At 46.9% G+C, this 19,445-nt stretch carries 13 protein-coding genes; 4 read left to right on the top strand and 9 right to left on the bottom strand.

The window, feature by feature from the left end; genetic code table 11:
- The first annotated feature begins 50 nt into the window (after nt 1–50).
- Together rnt and MKA69_RS08790 are read left to right on the top strand one after the other, a co-directional pair.
- Nucleotides 51–725: a ribonuclease T gene (gene rnt / locus MKA69_RS08795; RefSeq protein WP_000130234.1), complete on the top strand. Its 675-nt coding sequence runs from the start codon at nt 51–53 to the stop codon at nt 723–725.
- 103 nt (nt 726–828) lie between these two features.
- Nucleotides 829–2,154, top strand: a complete 1,326-nt coding sequence (locus tag MKA69_RS08790; RefSeq protein ID WP_055028706.1) for a Na+/H+ antiporter family protein — start codon at nt 829–831, stop codon at nt 2,152–2,154.
- A 101-nt stretch (nt 2,155–2,255) separates the two neighbouring features.
- On the opposite strand, the gene purF is transcribed toward MKA69_RS08790, so the two are convergent.
- The 9 genes from purF to nagE all read right to left on the bottom strand — a co-directional run bounded on the left by purF (nt 2,256) and on the right by nagE (nt 16,568).
- Complete coding sequence (purF, locus tag MKA69_RS08785; protein ID WP_055028707.1) at nt 2,256–3,770, bottom strand: amidophosphoribosyltransferase; 1,515 nt, start codon at nt 3,768–3,770, stop codon at nt 2,256–2,258.
- Nucleotides 3,771–3,802: 32 nt separating this feature from the next.
- Nucleotides 3,803–4,294: a CvpA family protein gene (locus MKA69_RS08780; RefSeq protein ID WP_001104253.1), complete on the bottom strand. Its 492-nt coding sequence runs from the start codon at nt 4,292–4,294 to the stop codon at nt 3,803–3,805.
- A gap of 62 nt (nt 4,295–4,356) precedes the next feature.
- Nucleotides 4,357–4,944 (bottom strand): SPOR domain-containing protein, encoded by a 588-nt coding sequence (locus MKA69_RS08775; RefSeq protein ID WP_000157047.1) that lies wholly within the window; start codon nt 4,942–4,944, stop codon nt 4,357–4,359.
- Nucleotides 4,945–6,210, bottom strand: a complete 1,266-nt coding sequence (folC, locus tag MKA69_RS08770; RefSeq protein WP_305847858.1) for a bifunctional tetrahydrofolate synthase/dihydrofolate synthase — start codon at nt 6,208–6,210, stop codon at nt 4,945–4,947. It lies immediately after the preceding gene.
- 44 nt (nt 6,211–6,254) lie between these two features.
- Complete coding sequence (gene accD / locus MKA69_RS08765; RefSeq protein ID WP_000118589.1) at nt 6,255–7,181, bottom strand: acetyl-CoA carboxylase, carboxyltransferase subunit beta; 927 nt, start codon at nt 7,179–7,181, stop codon at nt 6,255–6,257.
- A 172-nt stretch (nt 7,182–7,353) separates the two neighbouring features.
- Nucleotides 7,354–8,148: a tRNA pseudouridine(38-40) synthase TruA gene (gene truA, locus MKA69_RS08760; protein ID WP_055028711.1), complete on the bottom strand. Its 795-nt coding sequence runs from the start codon at nt 8,146–8,148 to the stop codon at nt 7,354–7,356.
- A gap of 105 nt (nt 8,149–8,253) precedes the next feature.
- Nucleotides 8,254–12,861 (bottom strand): FimV/HubP family polar landmark protein, encoded by a 4,608-nt coding sequence (locus MKA69_RS08755; protein ID WP_305847857.1) that lies wholly within the window; start codon nt 12,859–12,861, stop codon nt 8,254–8,256.
- A 225-nt stretch (nt 12,862–13,086) separates the two neighbouring features.
- A complete protein-coding gene (gene glnS / locus MKA69_RS08750) occupies nt 13,087–14,757 on the bottom strand; it encodes a glutamine--tRNA ligase (protein WP_095456925.1) in 1,671 nt (556 codons plus the stop codon).
- Nucleotides 14,758–14,996: 239 nt separating this feature from the next.
- Nucleotides 14,997–16,568 (bottom strand): N-acetylglucosamine-specific PTS transporter subunit IIBC, encoded by a 1,572-nt coding sequence (nagE, locus tag MKA69_RS08745; protein WP_305847856.1) that lies wholly within the window; start codon nt 16,566–16,568, stop codon nt 14,997–14,999.
- A 481-nt stretch (nt 16,569–17,049) separates the two neighbouring features.
- Here nagE and nagA point away from each other — a divergent pair, with 481 nt between their 5' ends.
- Together nagA and MKA69_RS08735 are read left to right on the top strand one after the other, a co-directional pair.
- On the top strand, nt 17,050–18,189 hold the full coding sequence (nagA, locus tag MKA69_RS08740; protein ID WP_000271128.1) for an N-acetylglucosamine-6-phosphate deacetylase: 1,140 nt from the start codon (nt 17,050–17,052) through the stop codon (nt 18,187–18,189).
- Nucleotides 18,189–19,403: an ROK family transcriptional regulator gene (locus tag MKA69_RS08735; protein ID WP_055033319.1), complete on the top strand. Its 1,215-nt coding sequence runs from the start codon at nt 18,189–18,191 to the stop codon at nt 19,401–19,403. Before nagA ends, MKA69_RS08735 begins: the two co-directional genes overlap by 1 nt.
- The last annotated feature ends 42 nt before the right edge of the window (nt 19,404–19,445 follow it).

Below are 19,445 nucleotides of genomic sequence, written 5' to 3'. Positions count from 1 at the left end.
CGCGCAGAATCTGCAATAATGCCAGCCTTATCACACAATTTAGAACCCGCATGACTGATAAAAATGACGCGCAGACCCTGAGAAAACGCTTTCGCGGCTATTTTCCTGTGGTTATCGATGTAGAAACCGCAGGATTCAATGCCCAGACGGATGCCCTTCTTGAAATTTGTGCCGTTACTTTGAGTATGGATGAGAATGGAGATTTGCACCCAGCGAGCACGATTCATTTTCATGTCGAGCCTTTTGAAGGCGCTAACCTTGAAAAAGCCGCATTGGAATTTACTGGGATTTATGACCCATTCAGTCCACTGCGTGGCGCCGTCACAGAAGATCATGCTTTAAAAGAAATTTACAAACTGGTTCGCAAAGAACAAAAAGCCGCAGACTGCAGCCGCGCCATCATTGTGGCGCATAACGCGCATTTTGATCATAGTTTTGTGATGGCGGCAAGCGAACGTTGTAAATTAAAACGTGTTCCATTCCATCCTTTTGCCACCTTTGACACTGCGGCTCTGAGTGGTCTTGCTTTCGGGCAGACCGTACTTGCCAAAGCGTGTAAAACCGCAGGGATGGAATTCGACAATCGCGAGGCGCATTCTGCCTTGTACGATACCCAAAAAACTGCAGAGCTGTTCTGCACCATTGTCAACCGATGGAAAGCTTTAGGTGGCTGGCCATTGGTCAATGATGATGAGGACAATAACAATGATGCCGACTTAGACTGAAACTCGCAGCTGTGTATTGGCAAGTTCAGCAGGTAAGGCAAATCCCCAAACTACTTGTTTTTTCAGGTAGCCAGGGGAAACACACAACATCCCGAGAAAAAATATGAATCCAGTAGTCATTTCCGTTTGTGTCATGCTGCTGCTAGCCCTAATGCGGGTGAACGTCGTGGTTGCTTTGACGTTCAGTGCCATCGTTGGTGGTCTAGTTGCAGGTATGAGTTTAAATGATACCGTCGCCGCTTTTGAAAGCGGTTTGGGTGGCGGAGCCACTATCGCCTTAAGTTACGCTATGCTTGGCACTTTTGCCGTCGCAATTTCTAGATCGGGTATTACCGATTTACTTGCGCAAAGTGTAATTCGTCGCATTCATGGCCAAGAAAACCATGTAGCGTCTACCGGTCTAAAATACGTTGTGCTGATCTCTTTACTGCTGATGGCCATGGCGTCACAAAACGTCATTCCCGTGCACATCGCGTTCATCCCGATTTTGATCCCACCTCTATTGGCCGTGTTTGCCAAGCTTAAGCTCGATCGTCGTTTGGTCGCCTGTGTGCTCACTTTTGGTTTAATCACACCTTACATGGTATTACCGGTTGGCTTTGGTGGCATTTTCCTCAACAACATTCTGCTGAAAAATCTGCATGACAATGGATTGGAAGCCATCACCGCCAGCCAAGTGCCAACCGCGATGATTCTGCCTGCAATCGGCATGATCTTTGGTCTACTGATAGCGGTATTCTTCAGCTATCGCAAACCTCGTCAATACCAAGAGACTGAGTTGACAGTGGTTCAGCAAGACAATTTTGCGATCAATAGCAAGCACATCGCTATCGCAGGTATGGGAATTGCTGCCGCATTGGCCGTACAGTTGTTTACGGGCTCAATGATTATTGGTGCACTGGCCGGCTTCATGGTGTTCACTTTTGGTGGCGTGATTGCGTGGAAAGAGACACATGACGTGTTCACCAAAGGCGTACACATGATGGCGATGATTGGTTTTATCATGATTTCTGCCGCCGGTTTTGCCGCGGTAATGAAAGCCACTGGCGGCGTTGAGACGTTAGTCGCTTCACTCTCCACCAGCATTGGCGACAACAAAGCTTTGGCTGCCCTACTGATGTTAGTGGTAGGTCTGTTAGTGACCATGGGAATTGGTTCTTCTTTCTCAACCATTCCAATCATTGCCACTATTTATGTACCGCTCTGCCTCTCATTTGGTTTCTCACCTATGGCAACCGTGGCTCTCGTGGGTACCGCTGCTGCGTTAGGTGATGCAGGTTCTCCAGCTTCAGACTCAACGCTAGGCCCAACCTCTGGCCTGAATGCCGATGGTCAGCACGAGCATATTTGGGAAACCGTGGTACCAACCTTTATCCACTACAATCTGCCGCTCATTATCTTTGGTTGGATTGCGGCTATGGTGCTGTAACGGCCGTTTCTGTAACGACGGTTTAGTGAATAATAACAGCAACGAAAAAGGCTTCCCGAGGGAAGCCTTTTTGTTACTCAATCATGACACTCTGATAGCGCTTATGCGCCTTCGTTGTGTAGCTCAAGGTTCGCCAGATCTTGCTGAATTTCACGTTGATATTTTGCATCATCACAACGCATGGATTCGAGGAAATCCAAGTACTGCTGGTCAATATCACCCGTCACGTATTCACCGTTGAAAACCGAGGCTTCAAACTTCACGATATCTGGGTTACCACAGCGTACCGCGGCCACCAAATCATCAATGGTTTGGAAAATCAGTGCATCCGCACCGATTTGCTTACAGATCGCGTCATTGTCACGGCCGTGCGCAATCAGTTCATTGGCACTTGGCATATCGATGCCATACACATTCGGGAAACGGATCTCAGGCGCAGCAGAAACGATGTACACCTTCTTCGCACCGGAATCGCGAGCCATTTCGATGATCTGCTCCGATGTCGTGCCACGCACGATTGAGTCATCCACCAACAGTACATTCTTATCTTTAAACTCTGAGCGAATCGCGTTGAGTTTACGACGTACGGATTTCTTACGTTGTTGCTGACCCGGCATGATAAAGGTACGGCCGACATAACGGTTTTTCACAAAGCCTTGACGGTATGGTTTATCAATTGCCTGAGCGATTTGCAGAGCGATATCGCACGACGTTTCCGGGATTGGAATCACTACATCAATGTCGAGGTCGTTGTACTCATTTTTAATGCGATCCCCCAAACGGTTACCCATTTCTACCCGCGCGCTGTAGACCGAAATTTTGTCGATGAAGGAATCTGGACGCGCAAAGTAAACAAATTCAAAGATACATGGGTTCAGGGCTGGGTTATCCGCACACTGCTTGGTGTAAAGCTCACCATCAAAAGTGACATAAATCGCCTCACCCGGTGCCACATCACGCACAAAATCAAAACCCACGGCATCCAGAGCCACCGATTCTGAAGCTACCATGTATTCGTGCTGACCATTGGTTTCACGCTTACCTAAACACAAAGGGCGAATACCGTGTGGGTCACGGAACGCAATCATACCGTGACCAATGATCATCGCCGCCACCGCGTAAGCACCACGAATGGTACGGTGAACATTGCTGATCGCGCGGAACACATCCTCTGCGGTCACGTTGCCTTTTACCGTATCGATTTCATGCGCCAGTACATTGAGCAGCACTTCTGAATCCGAGGTGGTATTCACATGACGGCGATCTTTTTCGAATAATTTCTGGCGCACTTGGTTAGCATTAGTCAAGTTACCATTGTGAGCAAGGGTGATACCGAAGGGAGAGTTAACATAAAAAGGTTGAGCTTCTGAGGCGCTAGAACTACCTGCAGTAGGGTAACGCACATGGCCGATCCCGACATTGCCTTGCAGGCGTTGCATGTGTTTCGCTTCAAAGACATCCCTGACTAATCCGTTTGCCTTACGCAGACGAAAACGATTGCTTTCTATGGTACAAATACCCGCGGCATCTTGGCCACGATGCTGCAACACAGTCAAAGCGTCATAAATTGACTGGTTTACAGGCGTTGTTCCCACGATTCCAACAATACCACACATGTCCTAATCCTCGATTTCAACCGTCTCCGGCGCTAAATCGCGCCAGAGAGAAAACTTGATGTTGCTTTTAGGTGTTCAAAGAACGGAGCAATAACGCGACTGAATTCAGGCACTAACTGCGAACTCTTCCACCACTCTGTGTTTGGAAATGCGGTAAACGCATCCATGAAGAACAGACCTGCTGCGACAATCAATACACCACGTAATGCACCAAACACCACGCCGAGAATTCTGTCGGTTCCTGATAGTCCTGTTTTTTCGACCAATTGGGCAATCACGTAGTTAACGATAGCACCCACCACTAAAGTCGCCACAAACAGAGCCGCGATGGCTGCTCCGTTGCGAAACATATCGTCTTTAATGTTGGTGAAGTACACCGCCAGTTTGGCGTAGTACTCAGAAGCGATGTAAAACGCTCCAAACCAAATCACTAAAGACAAGGCTTCTTTAGCAAAGCCGCGAACAAGACTGATCAGCGCAGACAGGCCGATCACACTTAAAATGACAATATCTAACCAGTTCATGAGTTCTTACATCTTAAGTTGGCGCGCATTTTAACAGAAAAAAACGCGACGCAAACGTTTTCTTATGGGTTTAACGGTTTAAATTTGAGCAATTGACCTTTTGCACCGGTAATTTTTTCTAATTCCAGCAACTGAGTTTCTAGCTTAGATTTCGAAACATCCGGACCAATAATCACTCGGGTAAAATCATTCTCTTGTTTGACATGCGCTTGATAGCCACGCTTTTGCAGATCCGCGACCACACTGCGTGCATTGTCTGCGTTCTTTAATGCCATGAGCTGAATGATCCAAGCTGAATCTTGATAATCATTGGTTTCTGGCACTTCCGTCACCGTAACTGGCACCTGCTCCACCACTTTTGCAGGTGGTGGATTTTTGGGTACAGAAGCCGTGTTTACCACTACAGGCGGATTTTCAGTACCTGTTTGAGTAACGGACACCGGCGCTTCGGGTAGTGCAATGGTATCTTGCACTGGATCCTGTACCTCAAATTTTTCTACTTCACCCTCTAACTGCGGTTTAATTGGGATGCTGGCAATCTCTTCTTTAAAGTGCGTTTTCTTACCATCAAGCACATCGGGTAACACGATGACGCCGATCGCCACCAACACGATGGTGCCAACTAAACGGCTTTGAAATTTACTGGCCATTTACTCTCCTCTCTTCTGCCAATGCTCAAGCACTTCACCCACGGTATGGAAAGAGCCTGCTACCACAATGACATCTTGCGCTGAAGCTTGTGTCAACGCGGCTTCAAATGCCGCTACCGGATTAGCATATTGAATATTGCCTACGGGTAAATACTGGCAAAGCTGCTCCGCCGTTGCAGCGCGGGGACCAGACAGAGAAGCAGGATACCAATGTGTTACCACTGGATTCAGTTCCATCACTGTCGAAGCGATGTCTTTATCGTGCAACATACCCAGCACCAAATGAATCGTTTGTTGCGGATAACGCTGCTTGAGCTGCTCCACTAAATAGTGTGCAGAATGTGGGTTATGCGCCACATCTAGCACGATCGTCGGCTCACGGCCAATCAACTGCATACGTCCGGCTAATTGGGCATTACGTAACCCCTCAACAATATCAAGATCACTGATTTCTAGCCCTGAACAGCCAAGCGCCATCAGTGCCGTCGCGGCATTAGGTAAAGGCAGTGACGGGATGGGCAAGTCCGTTAACTCAAAGCGCCCACTGCGCCAATGCCAAGTCGTTTCTGAGGTTTTTTCATAACTGAATTGGATTTCAACTTGGTGCAGCTTGGCGCCAATATCATCAGCATGCGCCGCAACCGTCGCAGGCGGTTTAGGTTGCCCGCAAATCGCAGGTTTACCTGAGCGGAAGATCCCAGCTTTTTCATAACCAATGACAGCAATATCATTACCAAGCCAATCGGTATGGTCCAACGCTAAGCTGGTGATCACACTGACATCATGATCGACAACATTGGTGGCATCGAGGCGCCCACCAAGCCCCACTTCGAGCAGCAATACATCGACTTTCCGCTGCTCAAAAAGGTAAAGCGCGGCCAGTGTGCCAAATTCAAACAGACTTAGACTCACCTCTCCACGCTGTTGCTCAATATGCGCAAACGCTTGGGTGTGCATCTCATCAGGCAGATCTTGCCCGTTGATGCGTACCCGCTCGTTATAACGAATCAGATGAGGCGAGCTGTAAACGCCAACGGAATAGCCAGCTTGCAGCAGAATGGCTTCCATTAATGCACAGGTGGAACCTTTACCATTGGTACCCGCCACTGTGATGACGGTGGGGGCTGGCTTGGTGAGTTTGGCTTTTTGGGCAACGGCTTGAACGCGCTCTAAGCCGAGATCAATTGCTGAGGTGTGTATGTGGGCTAAATAATCAAGCCACACCGCGAGTGGAGATGTGGCTTGAGGAACAGGCTTTTGAGTCATCTAACGTACAACCATAGAATCCGTTGGTTTAGTTAGCGCTTACTTTACCCTTTTTTGTTGGCTTCTGGTACCGCATAAGGCGCTTCATTTGGCGCGTCGTTCACAGAAACCACTAGCGGAGAGGCTTGGCCGGTCATTTTAGCCAGTAGGCTAGAAACGCGTTGGCGCATATCACGGCGATCAACAATCATATCGATCGCGCCATGCTCAAGCAGAAACTCGCTGCGTTGGAAACCTTCTGGCAGATCTTCACGTACCGTTTGTTCAATAACACGACGACCAGCAAAACCGATCAGCGCCTTAGGTTCACCAATATTGATATCCCCAAGCATCGCCAAGCTAGCTGAAACACCACCCATGGTCGGATCGGTCATCACGGAAATAAACGGCAGGCCTTTATCAGACAAGCGTTCTAACGCCGCACTGGTTTTTGCCATCTGCATCAGAGACATCAACGCCTCTTGCATACGTGCACCACCGCTGGCGGAGAAACAGATCAAACCACAATTGTGTTCCATCGCGGCTTCAACTGCACGCACAAAGCGAGCGCCAACTACGGAGCCCATTGATCCTCCCATGAAGGAGAATTCAAACGCACAAGCCACCACAGGAACGCCAAGTACCGCCCCTTTCATGACAACCAGTGCATCTTTTTCGCCACTGGCTTTCTGCGCAGCAACGATACGCTCTTTGTAGCGTTTAGAATCTTTAAACTTCAGTTTGTCTTGTGGCTCTAGCTCTTCACCCAACTCAAAACGTTCACCTTGATCGAGGAACGTTTCCAAGCGGCGGCGCGCTTTCATGCGCATATGGTGATTACACTTAGGACAAACTTCTAGGTTACGCTCTAATTCGGCGTAATAAAGCACCTGTTCACACGACGTACATTTAGTCCAAACACCTTCTGGGATAGAGGCTTTGCGTGAACTACCAATGTTGCTTTTCTCTAAAATTTTTTCGAGCCAACTCATGGAAGACCTTTTACTCTCAATCTCCCGCCATTAGCAGGAGAGATAAATTCGACAAAAACGCGTGTGGATTAAAGCACAGAAAATGCCAACTGTAGACAAAAAACTGGTTGTACCTATTTCTGCCCTTCGGCCACAGCACAATATTGTTTATTTTTGAGTCAATTACTAGCCGTTAGTTCAAATTATCCGGTAAGAAAAGTGGCCCAATTGGCATTTCTGGTAATCCAAAATGCGCCGGATAATCCACTTCCACTAAATAAAGCCCTTCCGCTTTTGCCGTCGCAGCAGCCAAAGTCCGATTTTTTTGCTCAAGTAACCATTGAATCCATTCTGGCTTCTGCTCACCACGCCCCACCGCAATCAAACTACCGGTGATATTGCGCACCATATGATGCACGAACGCATTGGCTTTGATGTCAATCACCACATAGCGGCCGTGACGAGTGACATTTAAATGCATCAGATTGCGCCAAGGGCTACGTGATTGACAATGTACCGCGCGGAATGAGGTGAAGTCGTTTTCGCCGAGCAAATATTGCCCAGCTTGCTGCATTTTTTCGACATCCAGTTCACCGTGATAATGGCTGACACCAGAATTCAAAATGCCGGGGCGGTAGACATGGTTGTAGATGACATAGCGATAACGTCTTGCTGTAGCACTGAATCGTGCATGAAAGTCGTCTGGTACTGAGCTGGCCCAACGCACTGCAATATCTTTGGGCAAATTAGCATTGGCTCCCATCGTCCATGCCACCATCTGCCGCTCGGCAGTGGTATCAAAATGTACCACTTGCCCAGTGCCATGCACGCCGGCATCCGTTCGACCCGCACATTGTACTTCAACCGGATGATTGGCAATTTTGCTCAGCGCTTTTTCTAGCGCTTCTTGAACACTTTTGACTTCTCTTTGTCGCTGCCAACCATAGTAGTGAGTCCCGTCATACTCAATACCTAACGCAATTCTCATGCTACTTGTCTCAATAAAAATGGGGCGGGAAGTATAAACAGTTTGCTCATAAATTTCTAATCACCAGAAAAGTAAAAGGCAGCTAAGCTGCCTTTTAAAGAGTGGTTATACTCGCCCATTCAGAACATCAATTAGCCGTTTAGCTTGCTGACGAATTTCATCATCACCGTCAACAATCGCCTCTTCGAGTAATTTGATAGCACCTTTCTCATCGTTCATTTCGATGTAAATTTTCGCAAGGTCCAACTTACCCGCAGCTTCTGCGCCGCTATCCACATCGATATCTCGAATGTCCCCGATCACGTCGGGGAACTCGTCCAGACCCACATCAAGCTTCAACTCTTCTTCATCTGGGTTTAGGTTTTGTTCTTCCGATTCAACTTGTGCCATTAATTCATCAATCGTCATGTAACCATCACGCTGCGGATCGAAATCCAGCAGATCCTCTTGCGAACCCCAATTCTCAGGTTTTGCTTGTGGCTCTGGCGTTTCACTTGCCCAAATTGCTTGCTCGTCTTCCGGCACGTCATCTGGTAACAGTGCTTGCTGATCTGGCGTTAAGTGGAAACCGTTCCAATCTTCCCCTCCCATCTGCAACATGGCATCAATGTCCATGCCTGCACTGTCGATCGTTTTCGCATCGAGCGGACGATCAAAACTGAATGGTTTTTCGTTTTCCGGTCTTTCGCTCAACCAATCATGTAATGCATCTTCATCGTAGCCTTGTTGAGAAGCTGGGCTCAAGGTCTCGGTTGGTGTTTCAGACGCCATCTCAAGCGCTGCTGCGGGAGCTTGTTCTAATTCTGGCTCAAGGCTAGCTTCGAGTTCCGGCTCTGCGGGAGTTTGCAACGTTTCGGCGAGTGCCTCTTCTTCGGTAAACTCTGGCAGATCCAGCTCATCCAGTGCTACGAATTCCTCCTCGGCATCTGGCTCAAGGGCAGCTTCAAGTTCCGGCTCTGCAGGAGTTTGCAACGCTTCGGCGAGTGCCTCTTCTTCAGTAAACTCTGGCAGATCCAGTTCATCCAGTGCTACAAACTCTTGCTCTACTTCTGGATCAAGACTGGCTTCAAGTTCCGGCTCTACGGGAGTTTGCAACGCTTCGGCAAGTGCATCTTCTTCAGTGAACTCCGGCAGCTCTAGCTCATCCAGTACAGTGAACTCCTCCTCTGCTTCTGGCTCAAGGCTTACTTCAAGCTCAGGCTCCTCGGCAGATGCTTGCAACGCTTCGGCGAGTGCCTCTTCTTCGGTAAACTCTGGCAGCTCTAGCTCATCCAGTGCAGTGAACTCGTCCTCTGCTTCTGGCTCAAGGCTTACTTCAAGCTCAGGCTCCTCGGCAGATGCTTGCAACGTTTCGGCGAGTGCATCTTCTTCAGTAAACTCTGGCAGCTCTAGCTCATCCAGTACAGTGAACTCGTCCTCTGCTTCTGGCTCAAGGCTTACTTCAAGCTCAGGCTCCTCGGCAGATGCTTGCAACGTTTCGGCGAGTGCCTCTTCTTCAGTGAACTCTGGTAGCTCCAGTTCATCCAGTGCAATGAACTCGTCCTCTGCTTCTCGCTCAAGGGTGGCTTCAAGTTCCGGCTCTGCAGGAGTTTTCAACGCTTCGGCGAGTGCCTCTTCTTCAGTGAACTCTGGCAGATCTAGCTCATCCAGTGCTACAAACTCTTGCTCTACTTCTGGATCAAGACTGGCTTCAAGTTCCGGCTCTGCAGGAGTTTTCAACGCTTCGGCGAGTGCCTCTTCTTCGGAAAACTCTGGCAGCTCCAGCTCATCCAGTGCAATGAACTCGTCCTCTGCTTCTGGCTCAAGGCTTACTTCAAGCTCAGGCTCCTCGGCAGATGCTTGCAACGCTTCGGCGAGTGCCTCTTCTTCAGTGAACTCTGGTAGCTCCAGTTCATCCAGTGCAATGAACTCGTCCTCTGCTTCTGGCTCAAGGCTTACTTCAAGCTCTGGCTCCTCGGCAGATGCTTGCAACGCTTCGGCGAGTGCCTCTTCTTCGGTAAACTCTGGCAGCTCCAGCTCATCCAGTGCTACAAACTCTTGCTCTACTTCTGGTTCAAGGCTAAGTTCAGGCGCCGGTTCAACAGCAGCTTGTTCGCTACTCAATTCAGGTGCGAAATCATCCAATAAATCATCATCGATGATACTAGTCGCTATGCCTTGTTCTGTATCACTCGCATCAGCAGCAAGTGGCTCTGGTTGAGGAGCCATGTCAAGTTCAGAGACATCAGTCATATCCTGTTGAGCTAATGTACTGAAAGCCTGCTCTTCCGTTTCCTCAGGCAACACCAAATCATTGAGGGTCAGTAACTCATCTTGTTGATCTTCTTTTGTCTCATGGCCATCCGTAGTGTCGGACAAGTCATTGATAGTGCTTAGTGACGGCGTATCTAGGTTATCAGACTCATGCGAAGAGATTTCCTCTTCAAAGACCCAATCATCGTCTTGCGGAATACCAAACTCATTCGCTGGAAGTGTGCTTTGAGGTAAAGGCGCCGACTCCTCTTCGGTACTACCTTCAATTTCCGGGTTGAAATCAAAATCATCGGCTTGCGCAATCGACTCTAATTCATCACGTTGAGGCTCAAGTAAAGGATCGGTGGCGGGCGCAGAATTGAGCAAATCATCAATGAAAGTATCGCTGTTAAATTCATCATCAATTGCGGGATCAACTTGTTCTGCTTGTTGCTCTATTTCAAGTAATTCATCAAACAGTTCCGTGCCGTCTTCAACACTGAGTTTTTCCGGAGCTACTGAGAATTCACTGGTTTCAATCGACTCATCATCTAAATCCAAGTCATCAAGCAACTCATCCAACAGTTCCGTGCTATTTTGATCAATATCGAGTTCAGATAGCTCTTCATTCGATATCGGTTCACCCAACACTTCATCCAGTAATTGCGTACTGTCTTGCTCTAATTCTGCTAATGGTTCATCCGCTTGTGCGAGATGAGTCGCTCGCAGCCCAAGCTCATCGGTTTCAGGTGTATCAAATTCATCAAGCAGCTCTTCAAGAAGCTCGGTACTATTTTCAGCAACTGGGGTTTCATGCTCAGCCAATATTTCATCGAGTAATGCGGTTTCATCTACCGCGTTGGCTTCCAGATGTTCAAGATCGGCTTGCTCTTCAATAGAAGCAAACAAGTCATCGAGTTCTTGCTCATCGACAACACCTGCACCACTTAAATCAAACTCATCATCGCCTTCTGTATTGAGCAGGTCTAATTCATCGTTCAATAAAGTATCGAGCGTTTCGGTATCTTGAAGTTCAGGTTCTTCATCAAGAGCGTCCAGCTCACTGGCCAACAAATCATCCAGCAATGACTGATCGATATTCCCATCCTCAAGAGGTTCATCGTGTCCTGCATCGCCAGACAACAGAGCTTCAATATCATCCTCTGACATCTGATGCTCATCAGCCAAGTCAAAAGAATTAAGATCGTCGTCCTCGGTTTCTGTTGTCACATCATTGAGCGCCCGCTCCATCTCTTCAAGTCCGAGCGCTTTATCATCACCATTCACTGAAATACCGTTGGCACTTTCATTCAACGCATCAAATTCAGTGTCTAGATCTCCGTCATCGTCAATGCCAACAAACAGATCCTCACTATCCTGACCATCAAGATTGAAATCCAGATCGGTTTCATTCAAATCAGCGAAAACATCATCATCAGAGAAAGCTTTATCTTCTGAAGCGCTTTCTTCCTTCTCATCAGTGGTGCTGAATAAATCATCATCCAATAACAGATCATCGCCGATATCATCCGTTTGTTCCGGACCCAAGGTTACTGGCGCTGCGGTAGGCGTTTCAGAAACTAGGTTGGATGAATTATTATCTTGCTGTGCGGCCGAACGACGATTGAGCAGCAGTAGCACTACAATCGCAATTAGAAGCCCAGGAATAAGAGCCAGCAGAGCCACTAACCAACCGTTTGAGAGTAGGTTATCCAACGATGAGGGAGCGAGACGCTGTGCTTCTTCGGCTTTGCGTCGTTCTTCTTCGAGCAGTTTTTCAACTTCACTGCGGATCCTATTTTCATCACCCAGCTCTTGTTTTAACGAACTCACTTCAGTCTGGACTTCAGATAACATGACTCGCAGCGTATGGTTTTTCTCTTCCAACGCCATTACTTCAGTCTCTGAGCTCACCGGCTTAACCGCGTTCTTAATCTCAGGGGCTGGTTTTTCTTCGACTTTGGGTTGAGGAACAACCTCAGGTTGTGTTTGAGCAACTTCCTGTACTTTAGGTGGCGCTACAGGACGAGCAGGTACAGCCGGTGCCACTGGAGCTTGGTTTAATTTCACTTGATGAGCAGCCATGATATTGACTGCTTCTTGGTTACTATTACGGCTAATTTGCGCTAATGACGGCACGCGCAATGTGCTACCAGGGATCAGAGTATGGATATTTTGGTTCTCAAACGCTTGTGGATTGAGCTGATAAATCGCCAGTAACGTCTGTTGTACCGTCACACTGGGAGACGGTCTTAATTGAGTCGCGATTGACCACAAGGTCTGATTGCCCGTTGTCGGGCCGAAAAATTTACCGGGTTCGTTATTGGCCGAATTACGAACAATATTGTCACTGTATTGAGGCGTAGGTTGAACTTGGCCATTAGGACCAACAAGACGAATGCTTTCTGCACTGACGAAAGAAATCTGAGTCACGACCATCACTGCGGCAGGCAGTAGTAGTCGTTGGAAAAATCGACGCATAAAAGGCTCAGTATGTGCTTTGAATTTTGAAGTACGGAGATTGGTTAAATATATCGGATCCTTCCAGCAAAACTATAGACTGGCTGGCAAAAAATGTGTCACGACCGGAATAATCGCAGGAATCTCACACAAATTTCAGCCCTAGCGTGAAGCAAACCCATTTTCACGCGACTAAAAATAAAGCCAGCACTCTGGCTGGCTTTATCAATAGTGATCCTTTTCGACTTATTCTTCGTCGATTTTTGCCCAACTGTCACGCAGGCCAACAGTACGGTTAAACACCAGTGCTTGTGCAGTAGAGTCTTTGCTGTCTGCACAGAAATAACCCATACGCTCAAATTGGTAACCGAACTCAGCTTGAGCCGCAACAAGGCTTGGTTCTACGTAACCTTGAACTTTCACCAAAGATTCAGGGTTAATCGTTTCTGCAAAGTTATCTGCCGCACCAGGATTAGGTACAGTGAATAAGCGTTCATAGAGACGGAATTCTGCTGGAACACCTTTTTCAGCAGATACCCAGTGAATCACACCTTTCACTTTACGACCATCCGTTGGGTTTTTGCCCAATGTTTCCGGATCGTATGAGCAGAAGATCGTTGTAATATTGCCTTGCTCATCTTTCTCAATGCGCTCTGCTTTCACTACATAAGCACCACGCAGGCGGACTTCTTTGCCAAGCACAAGACGTTTGTATTTCTTGTTCGCTTCTTCGCGGAAGTCTTCACGCTCAATCCACAATTCACGGGTGAATGGCACTTCACGCTCGCCCATCTCAGGTTTATTTGGATGGTTAGCAATGGTGAGTGTTTCTACCGTATCGGTTGCAAAGTTTTCAAGCACTACTTTAACCGGCTCCAGCACTGCCATAGCACGAGGTGCATTTTCGTTGAGATCATCACGAATGCACGATTCAAGCGCACTGTACTCAATCATGTTTTCTTGTTTGGTTACACCAATGCGCTTACAAAACTCGCGGATTGCGCTTGGTGTGAAACCACGACGACGTAGACCAGAAATGGTTGGCATACGTGGGTCATCCCAACCGTTGACCAGTTTTTCAGTCACTAGCTGGTTCAGCTTACGTTTTGACATCACCGTATATTCGAGGTTCAAACGGCTAAATTCATACTGACGTGGATGGCACGGAATAGTAATGTTATCCAAAACCCAATCGTACAGACGACGGTTATCTTGGAACTCCAAAGTACAGATCGAGTGCGTAATGCCCTCTAGTGCGTCCGAAATACAGTGAGTGAAATCGTACATTGGATAAATGCACCATTTGTCTCCGGTTTGGTGATGCTCGGCAAAACGCACACGATAAAGCACAGGATCACGCATCACGATGAAAGACGATGCCATATCGATCTTCGCACGTAAGCAGGCTTTCCCTTCTTCAAATTCACCCGCGCGCATTTTTTCAAACAGCACTAAGTTCTCTTCTACGCTGCGATCGCGGTATGGGCTGTGCTTACCGGGCTCAGTTAATGTGCCACGATATTCACGAATTTGTTCTGGTGTAAGCTCATCAACATACGCTAAGCCTTTTTGAATCAGTTCAACAGCGTATTCGTACAGCTTGTCAAAATAGTCAGATGAGTAACACACATCACCAGACCATTCAAAACCAAGCCAAGTCACATCTTTTTTGATCGACTCAACATATTCAAGGTTTTCTTTTTCTGGGTTTGTATCATCAAAACGCAGGTTACACTGCCCCTGATAATCCTGAGCAATACCAAAATTCAGACAGATTGACTTGGCGTGACCGATGTGCAGATAACCATTCGGCTCCGGAGGGAAACGAGTATGCACGGTCGTGTGTTTACCATCCGCAAGATCTTTATCGATAATTTGGCGGATGAAGTTCGATGGACGAGCCTCAGCTTCACTCATCTATAGCACCTCAAAATTCATTTAGTATTGTCAGAAAGCGTTTCTTGTTTTCACGCAGTAAAGGCTAGAAAACAGAAAATATTGCCGCTAATCATCCACAATTCTTGCGTTTGGCACAATAAAAAGTATGGATTTCTTGCGATTATTTCTATGGTTCGGTGGTTATATCGCCAGTTCTAAATAAGTAAAAAGCCTCCGCTTTCGCGAAGGCTTTGATTATGGCTAGAGTATTATTGCGATTATGGCAGTTTTACAGCTGACAAATCTTCGCTTGGGCTGATGGCTTTCATCTCACCCGCAACGATTTCAGCTAGAGGGCCAAGGATAACTTGCAAGTTATTCTCACCCAATTTCACTACGCCTTTCGCGCCAAGTTTCTTCAGAACCACTTCGTCAGCAACTGAACGATCTTTCAGAGTCAGACGTAGACGAGTGATACAAGCATCGATAGAAGTCAGGTTTTCATGACCACCCAGTGCTTTCAAGTATTGACGAGCTAGGTCACCTTTTACTGCATCGTTAGAACCGGTTTCAGTCGCCACTTCTTCATCTTCACGACCTGGTGATTTCAGGTTGAATGCACGAATCGCGAAAGAGAAAGTGAAGAAGTACAGAGCAAAGAATGCCAGACCGATGATGAACAGTGTGACTGGTTTTGTTGCTAGACCCCAGTTCAGCAGGAAGTCGATCAGACCTGCAGAGAAACCGAAACCATGCAATGTGCCAAACATGTTAGCAACAACCAGTGACAGACCCGTGAACACAGCGTGCATTGCATACAGAGCTGGAGCTAGGAATACGAACATGAACTCTAGAGGTTCTGTAATACCCGTTAGGAATGAACAGAATGCTACAGAGAACAGTGCACCACCCACTTGGCTACGACGCTCAACTGGAGCAGCTAGGTACATAGCAAGTGCAGCACCTGGTAGACCAAACATCATTACTGGGAAGAAGCCGTTCATGAATACCCCAGCGCTCTTATCGCCACCGAAGAAACGGTGTAGGTCGCCAGATTTAACCACTTCAGTCACTTCTTTAATCACAGCTGTGATTTCAGGTGTTACGGCATTTTTGAACGCAAAAGTATGTTCTTGACCAACCACTAGAGTTTTCGCTAGAGCAGGATCCACACACAGTTTTTCGAGTGCAGGCAGAGCTTGACCAACCGCTTGAGCACCAGAAACTAGGATCTCTTGACAAGTACCCATACCGAACCAGAAGTAAGAGTTCAGAACATGGTGCAGACCAACAGGGATCAGCGCGCGGTTAAGAGTACCGTAAACAAATTGACCAAGAGCGCCAGAAGTTGATACTGCATGAGCCAGAGCGTCTAGACCGCCTTGAATTGAAGGCCAAACCACACCAGAAATAGCACCAGCAACCAGAGCAAACAAGCCAGCCATGATTGGCACTAAACGCTTACCAGCAAAGAACGCTAGCCATTCTGGCAGACGAGTAGTGTGGAATGCATTGTATGCGTGACCTGCAATGATACCCGCGAAGATACCACCGAAGAATGACATGTTGATTGAAGCATCAATCGTTTTTGCTGTTGCAGTCAGAACAAAGTAAGCCACTGCGCCCGCAAGGCCAGCAGCGCCCGATCCATCTTTAGATAGACCGATAGCAATACCAAGACCAAACAATAGTGGCAGTTGGCTAAAGATTGCATCGCCCGCTGCTGCCATGAATGGAATGCCTAACAGGTCAGGTTGACCCAAACGAAGTAAGAGCGCCGCAACGGGTAGCGTCGCGATAGGCAGCATCAATGCTTTACCTAACTTTTGCGCATATCCAAGAATATTCACCTTAAGTTCCCCCTATAGGATTTTTGTATAATATTGGGAGACTTTTTTTAGTCGCCCAATTTAGTCCTGGTCAGTTTATGATATTAATTTTGCTCCGCAAATTAAAACCTCATCATTTGTGATCCTAATCACCAGAGCTATCAAGAACGAAAGGATTTTGCTAGCCAGATCATAAAACTTATTTTATGATGTAAAAAAACATTATTTAAGCGCTAATATCACAGCGTTTGTTGGTCAGACAGTCGCCGTGTTACACTGTTAAGCAGAGTATTTTAAGCTTAAAGCATTGGTTTGAGCACCACACAATGTGGATTGACCAAAACTTATTTTTAGCCGCAGTTCCTGTGGTCTTTTGCACAAAAGATAATTCGCGACCTGATTGAAGTTAAGCCGCTAAGTGAAGCTACCCTACGCTTGGGTTGTAACCTTGTTTGAGTCGCTAAAATGAATCAAAAAATATCGACAAGAGGATTAGCTGATTATGTATGCGCTAACTAACTGCAAAATCTTTACTGGCAATGATGTGCTAGTAAAACACGCGGTCATCATCAATGGTGAAACAATTGACGCGGTTTGCCCAGAGGAGATGTTGCCATCGGGTATTAAGATGGTCGACCTCAATGGCGCTAATCTCAGCCCTGGCTTTATCGATTTACAACTGAATGGTTGTGGCGGTGTCATGTTTAACGATGAAATTACTGCAGAAACCATCGATATCATGCACAAAGCTAACTTAAAATCTGGCTGTACTAGCTTCCTGCCAACTCTCATCACATCGTCAGATGAAAATATGCGTCAAGCCATCGCTGCTGCGCGTGAATACCAAAGCCAATACCCAAATCAGTCGCTCGGTTTGCATCTCGAAGGTCCTTATCTCAATGTAATGAAAAAAGGCATCCACAGCGTTGATTTTATCCGTCCTTCCGATGACGAGATGATTGAAACTATGTGCGCAAATCGTGACGTAATTGCAAAAGTGACTCTCGCTCCAGAAAACAACAAACCTGAGCATATTGAAAAATTGGTTAAAGCAGGGATTGTCGTTTCAATTGGCCATACCAATGCAACTTATGCTGAAGCGCGCCAAAGCTTTGAATCCGGTATCACTTTCGCTACGCATTTGTTTAATGCGATGACACCAATGGTTGGACGTGAACCAGGTGTAGTGGGTGCAATTTATGATACTCCGGATGTCTATGCTGGCATCATTGCTGATGGCTTCCATGTGGATTACGCTAACATTCGGATTGCACATAAAATTAAAGGCGAAAAGCTCGTATTAGTGACCGATGCCACAGCTCCTGCAGGCGCTGATATGGATTACTTTATTTTTGTCGGCAAGAAAGTATATTACCGAGATGGCAAATGTGTTGATGAAAATGGCACGCTTGGCGGTTCAGCCCTAACGATGATTGAAGCAGTTCAGAATACGGTTGAACATGTCGGTATCGCTTTAGACGAAACTCTTAGAATGGCTACTCTGTACCCAGCCAAAGCAATTGGTGTTGATGATAAATTAGGTCGTATCAAAAAAGGTATGATTGCCAACCTAACTGTTTTTGATCGAGATTTCAAAGTTAAGGCGACGGTAGTTAACGGACAATACGAGCAGAATGAATAATGAATGGCGGACAAATTGGTAACGTAGATTTAGTTAAACAGCTAAACAGTGCGGCGGTTTACCGCTTGATTGACCAGCAAGGACCAATCAGTCGGATACAAGTTGCCGATGTTAGTCAGCTGGCCCCAGCCAGTGTTACCAAAATTACCCGCCAACTCCTTGAACGCGGCCTCATCAAAGAGGTCGCTCAACAAGCATCTACCGGTGGCCGGAGAGCGATTTCACTGACCACCGAAGTCAAACCATTCCATTCTATTGCTGTTCGAATTGGGCGTGATTACATCCAACTTAGCCTTTATGATTTAGGCGGCAACTCCTTGGTCGATGAACATCATGAGTTTCACTACAACACTCAAGATGTGTTGATGTCGAGCCTCATAAAGCAAATCAAACAGTTTATTCAGCAACACACTCCAATCATTGATCAATTAATTGCCATTGGTGTTGCCCTTCCAGGTTTAGTCAATCCTGAAACAGGTGTGGTTGAATACATGCCTAATGTGGCAATCAATGAATTGCCGCTCGGAGCAACCATTCGTGAAGAGTTCCACGTTGAATGCTTTGTCGGTAACGATGTGCGTGGTATTGCTCTTGCTGAACACTACTTTGGTGCAAGCCAAGATTGCCAAGATTCTATTCTTGTCAGTGTGCATCGAGGCACGGGGGCAGGCATCATTGTTAACGGACAAGTATTCTTAGGCTATAACCGTAACGTCGGTGAAATTGGCCACATCCAAATCGATCCATTGGGCGAACAGTGTCAATGTGGAAACTTTGGCTGTTTGGAAACGGTAGCGACAAACCCCGCCATTATTTCGCGTGTCAAAAAGCTCATTGCTCAAGGATATGAATCATCACTCTCAAACTTAGACACCATCACCATTGATGACGTTTGTGAACATGCTAATGCTGGTGATGAGCTTGCCAAACAAGCCTTAGTGCGAGTGGGTAATCAGTTGGGTAAGGCTATCGCTATCACGGTTAACCTGTTTAACCCACAAAAAATTGTGATTGCCGGACAAATTACTGCTGCGAAAGAGATTGTTTTTCCTGCCATCCAGCGCAATGTAGAAAATCAGTCGTTAAAAACTTTCCACCAACATTTACCCATTGTCTCTTCGCAAGTTTACAAACAACCTACCATGGGGGCATTTGCGATGATTAAGCGCGCGATGCTAAATGGGGTTCTGTTACAAAAATTGCTTGAAGACTAAACATTTTAGCTAAGCTTAAGCAACTGATTGACCTATAATGAC

Origin of the sequence: Vibrio sp. AH4 (assembly GCF_030710545.1) — a bacterium.
Lineage (GTDB): Bacteria > Pseudomonadota > Gammaproteobacteria > Enterobacterales > Vibrionaceae > Vibrio > Vibrio metoecus.
The sequence above is the reverse complement of the archived record's forward strand: the minus strand, read 5'-3'. Positions and strand labels throughout refer to the sequence as shown.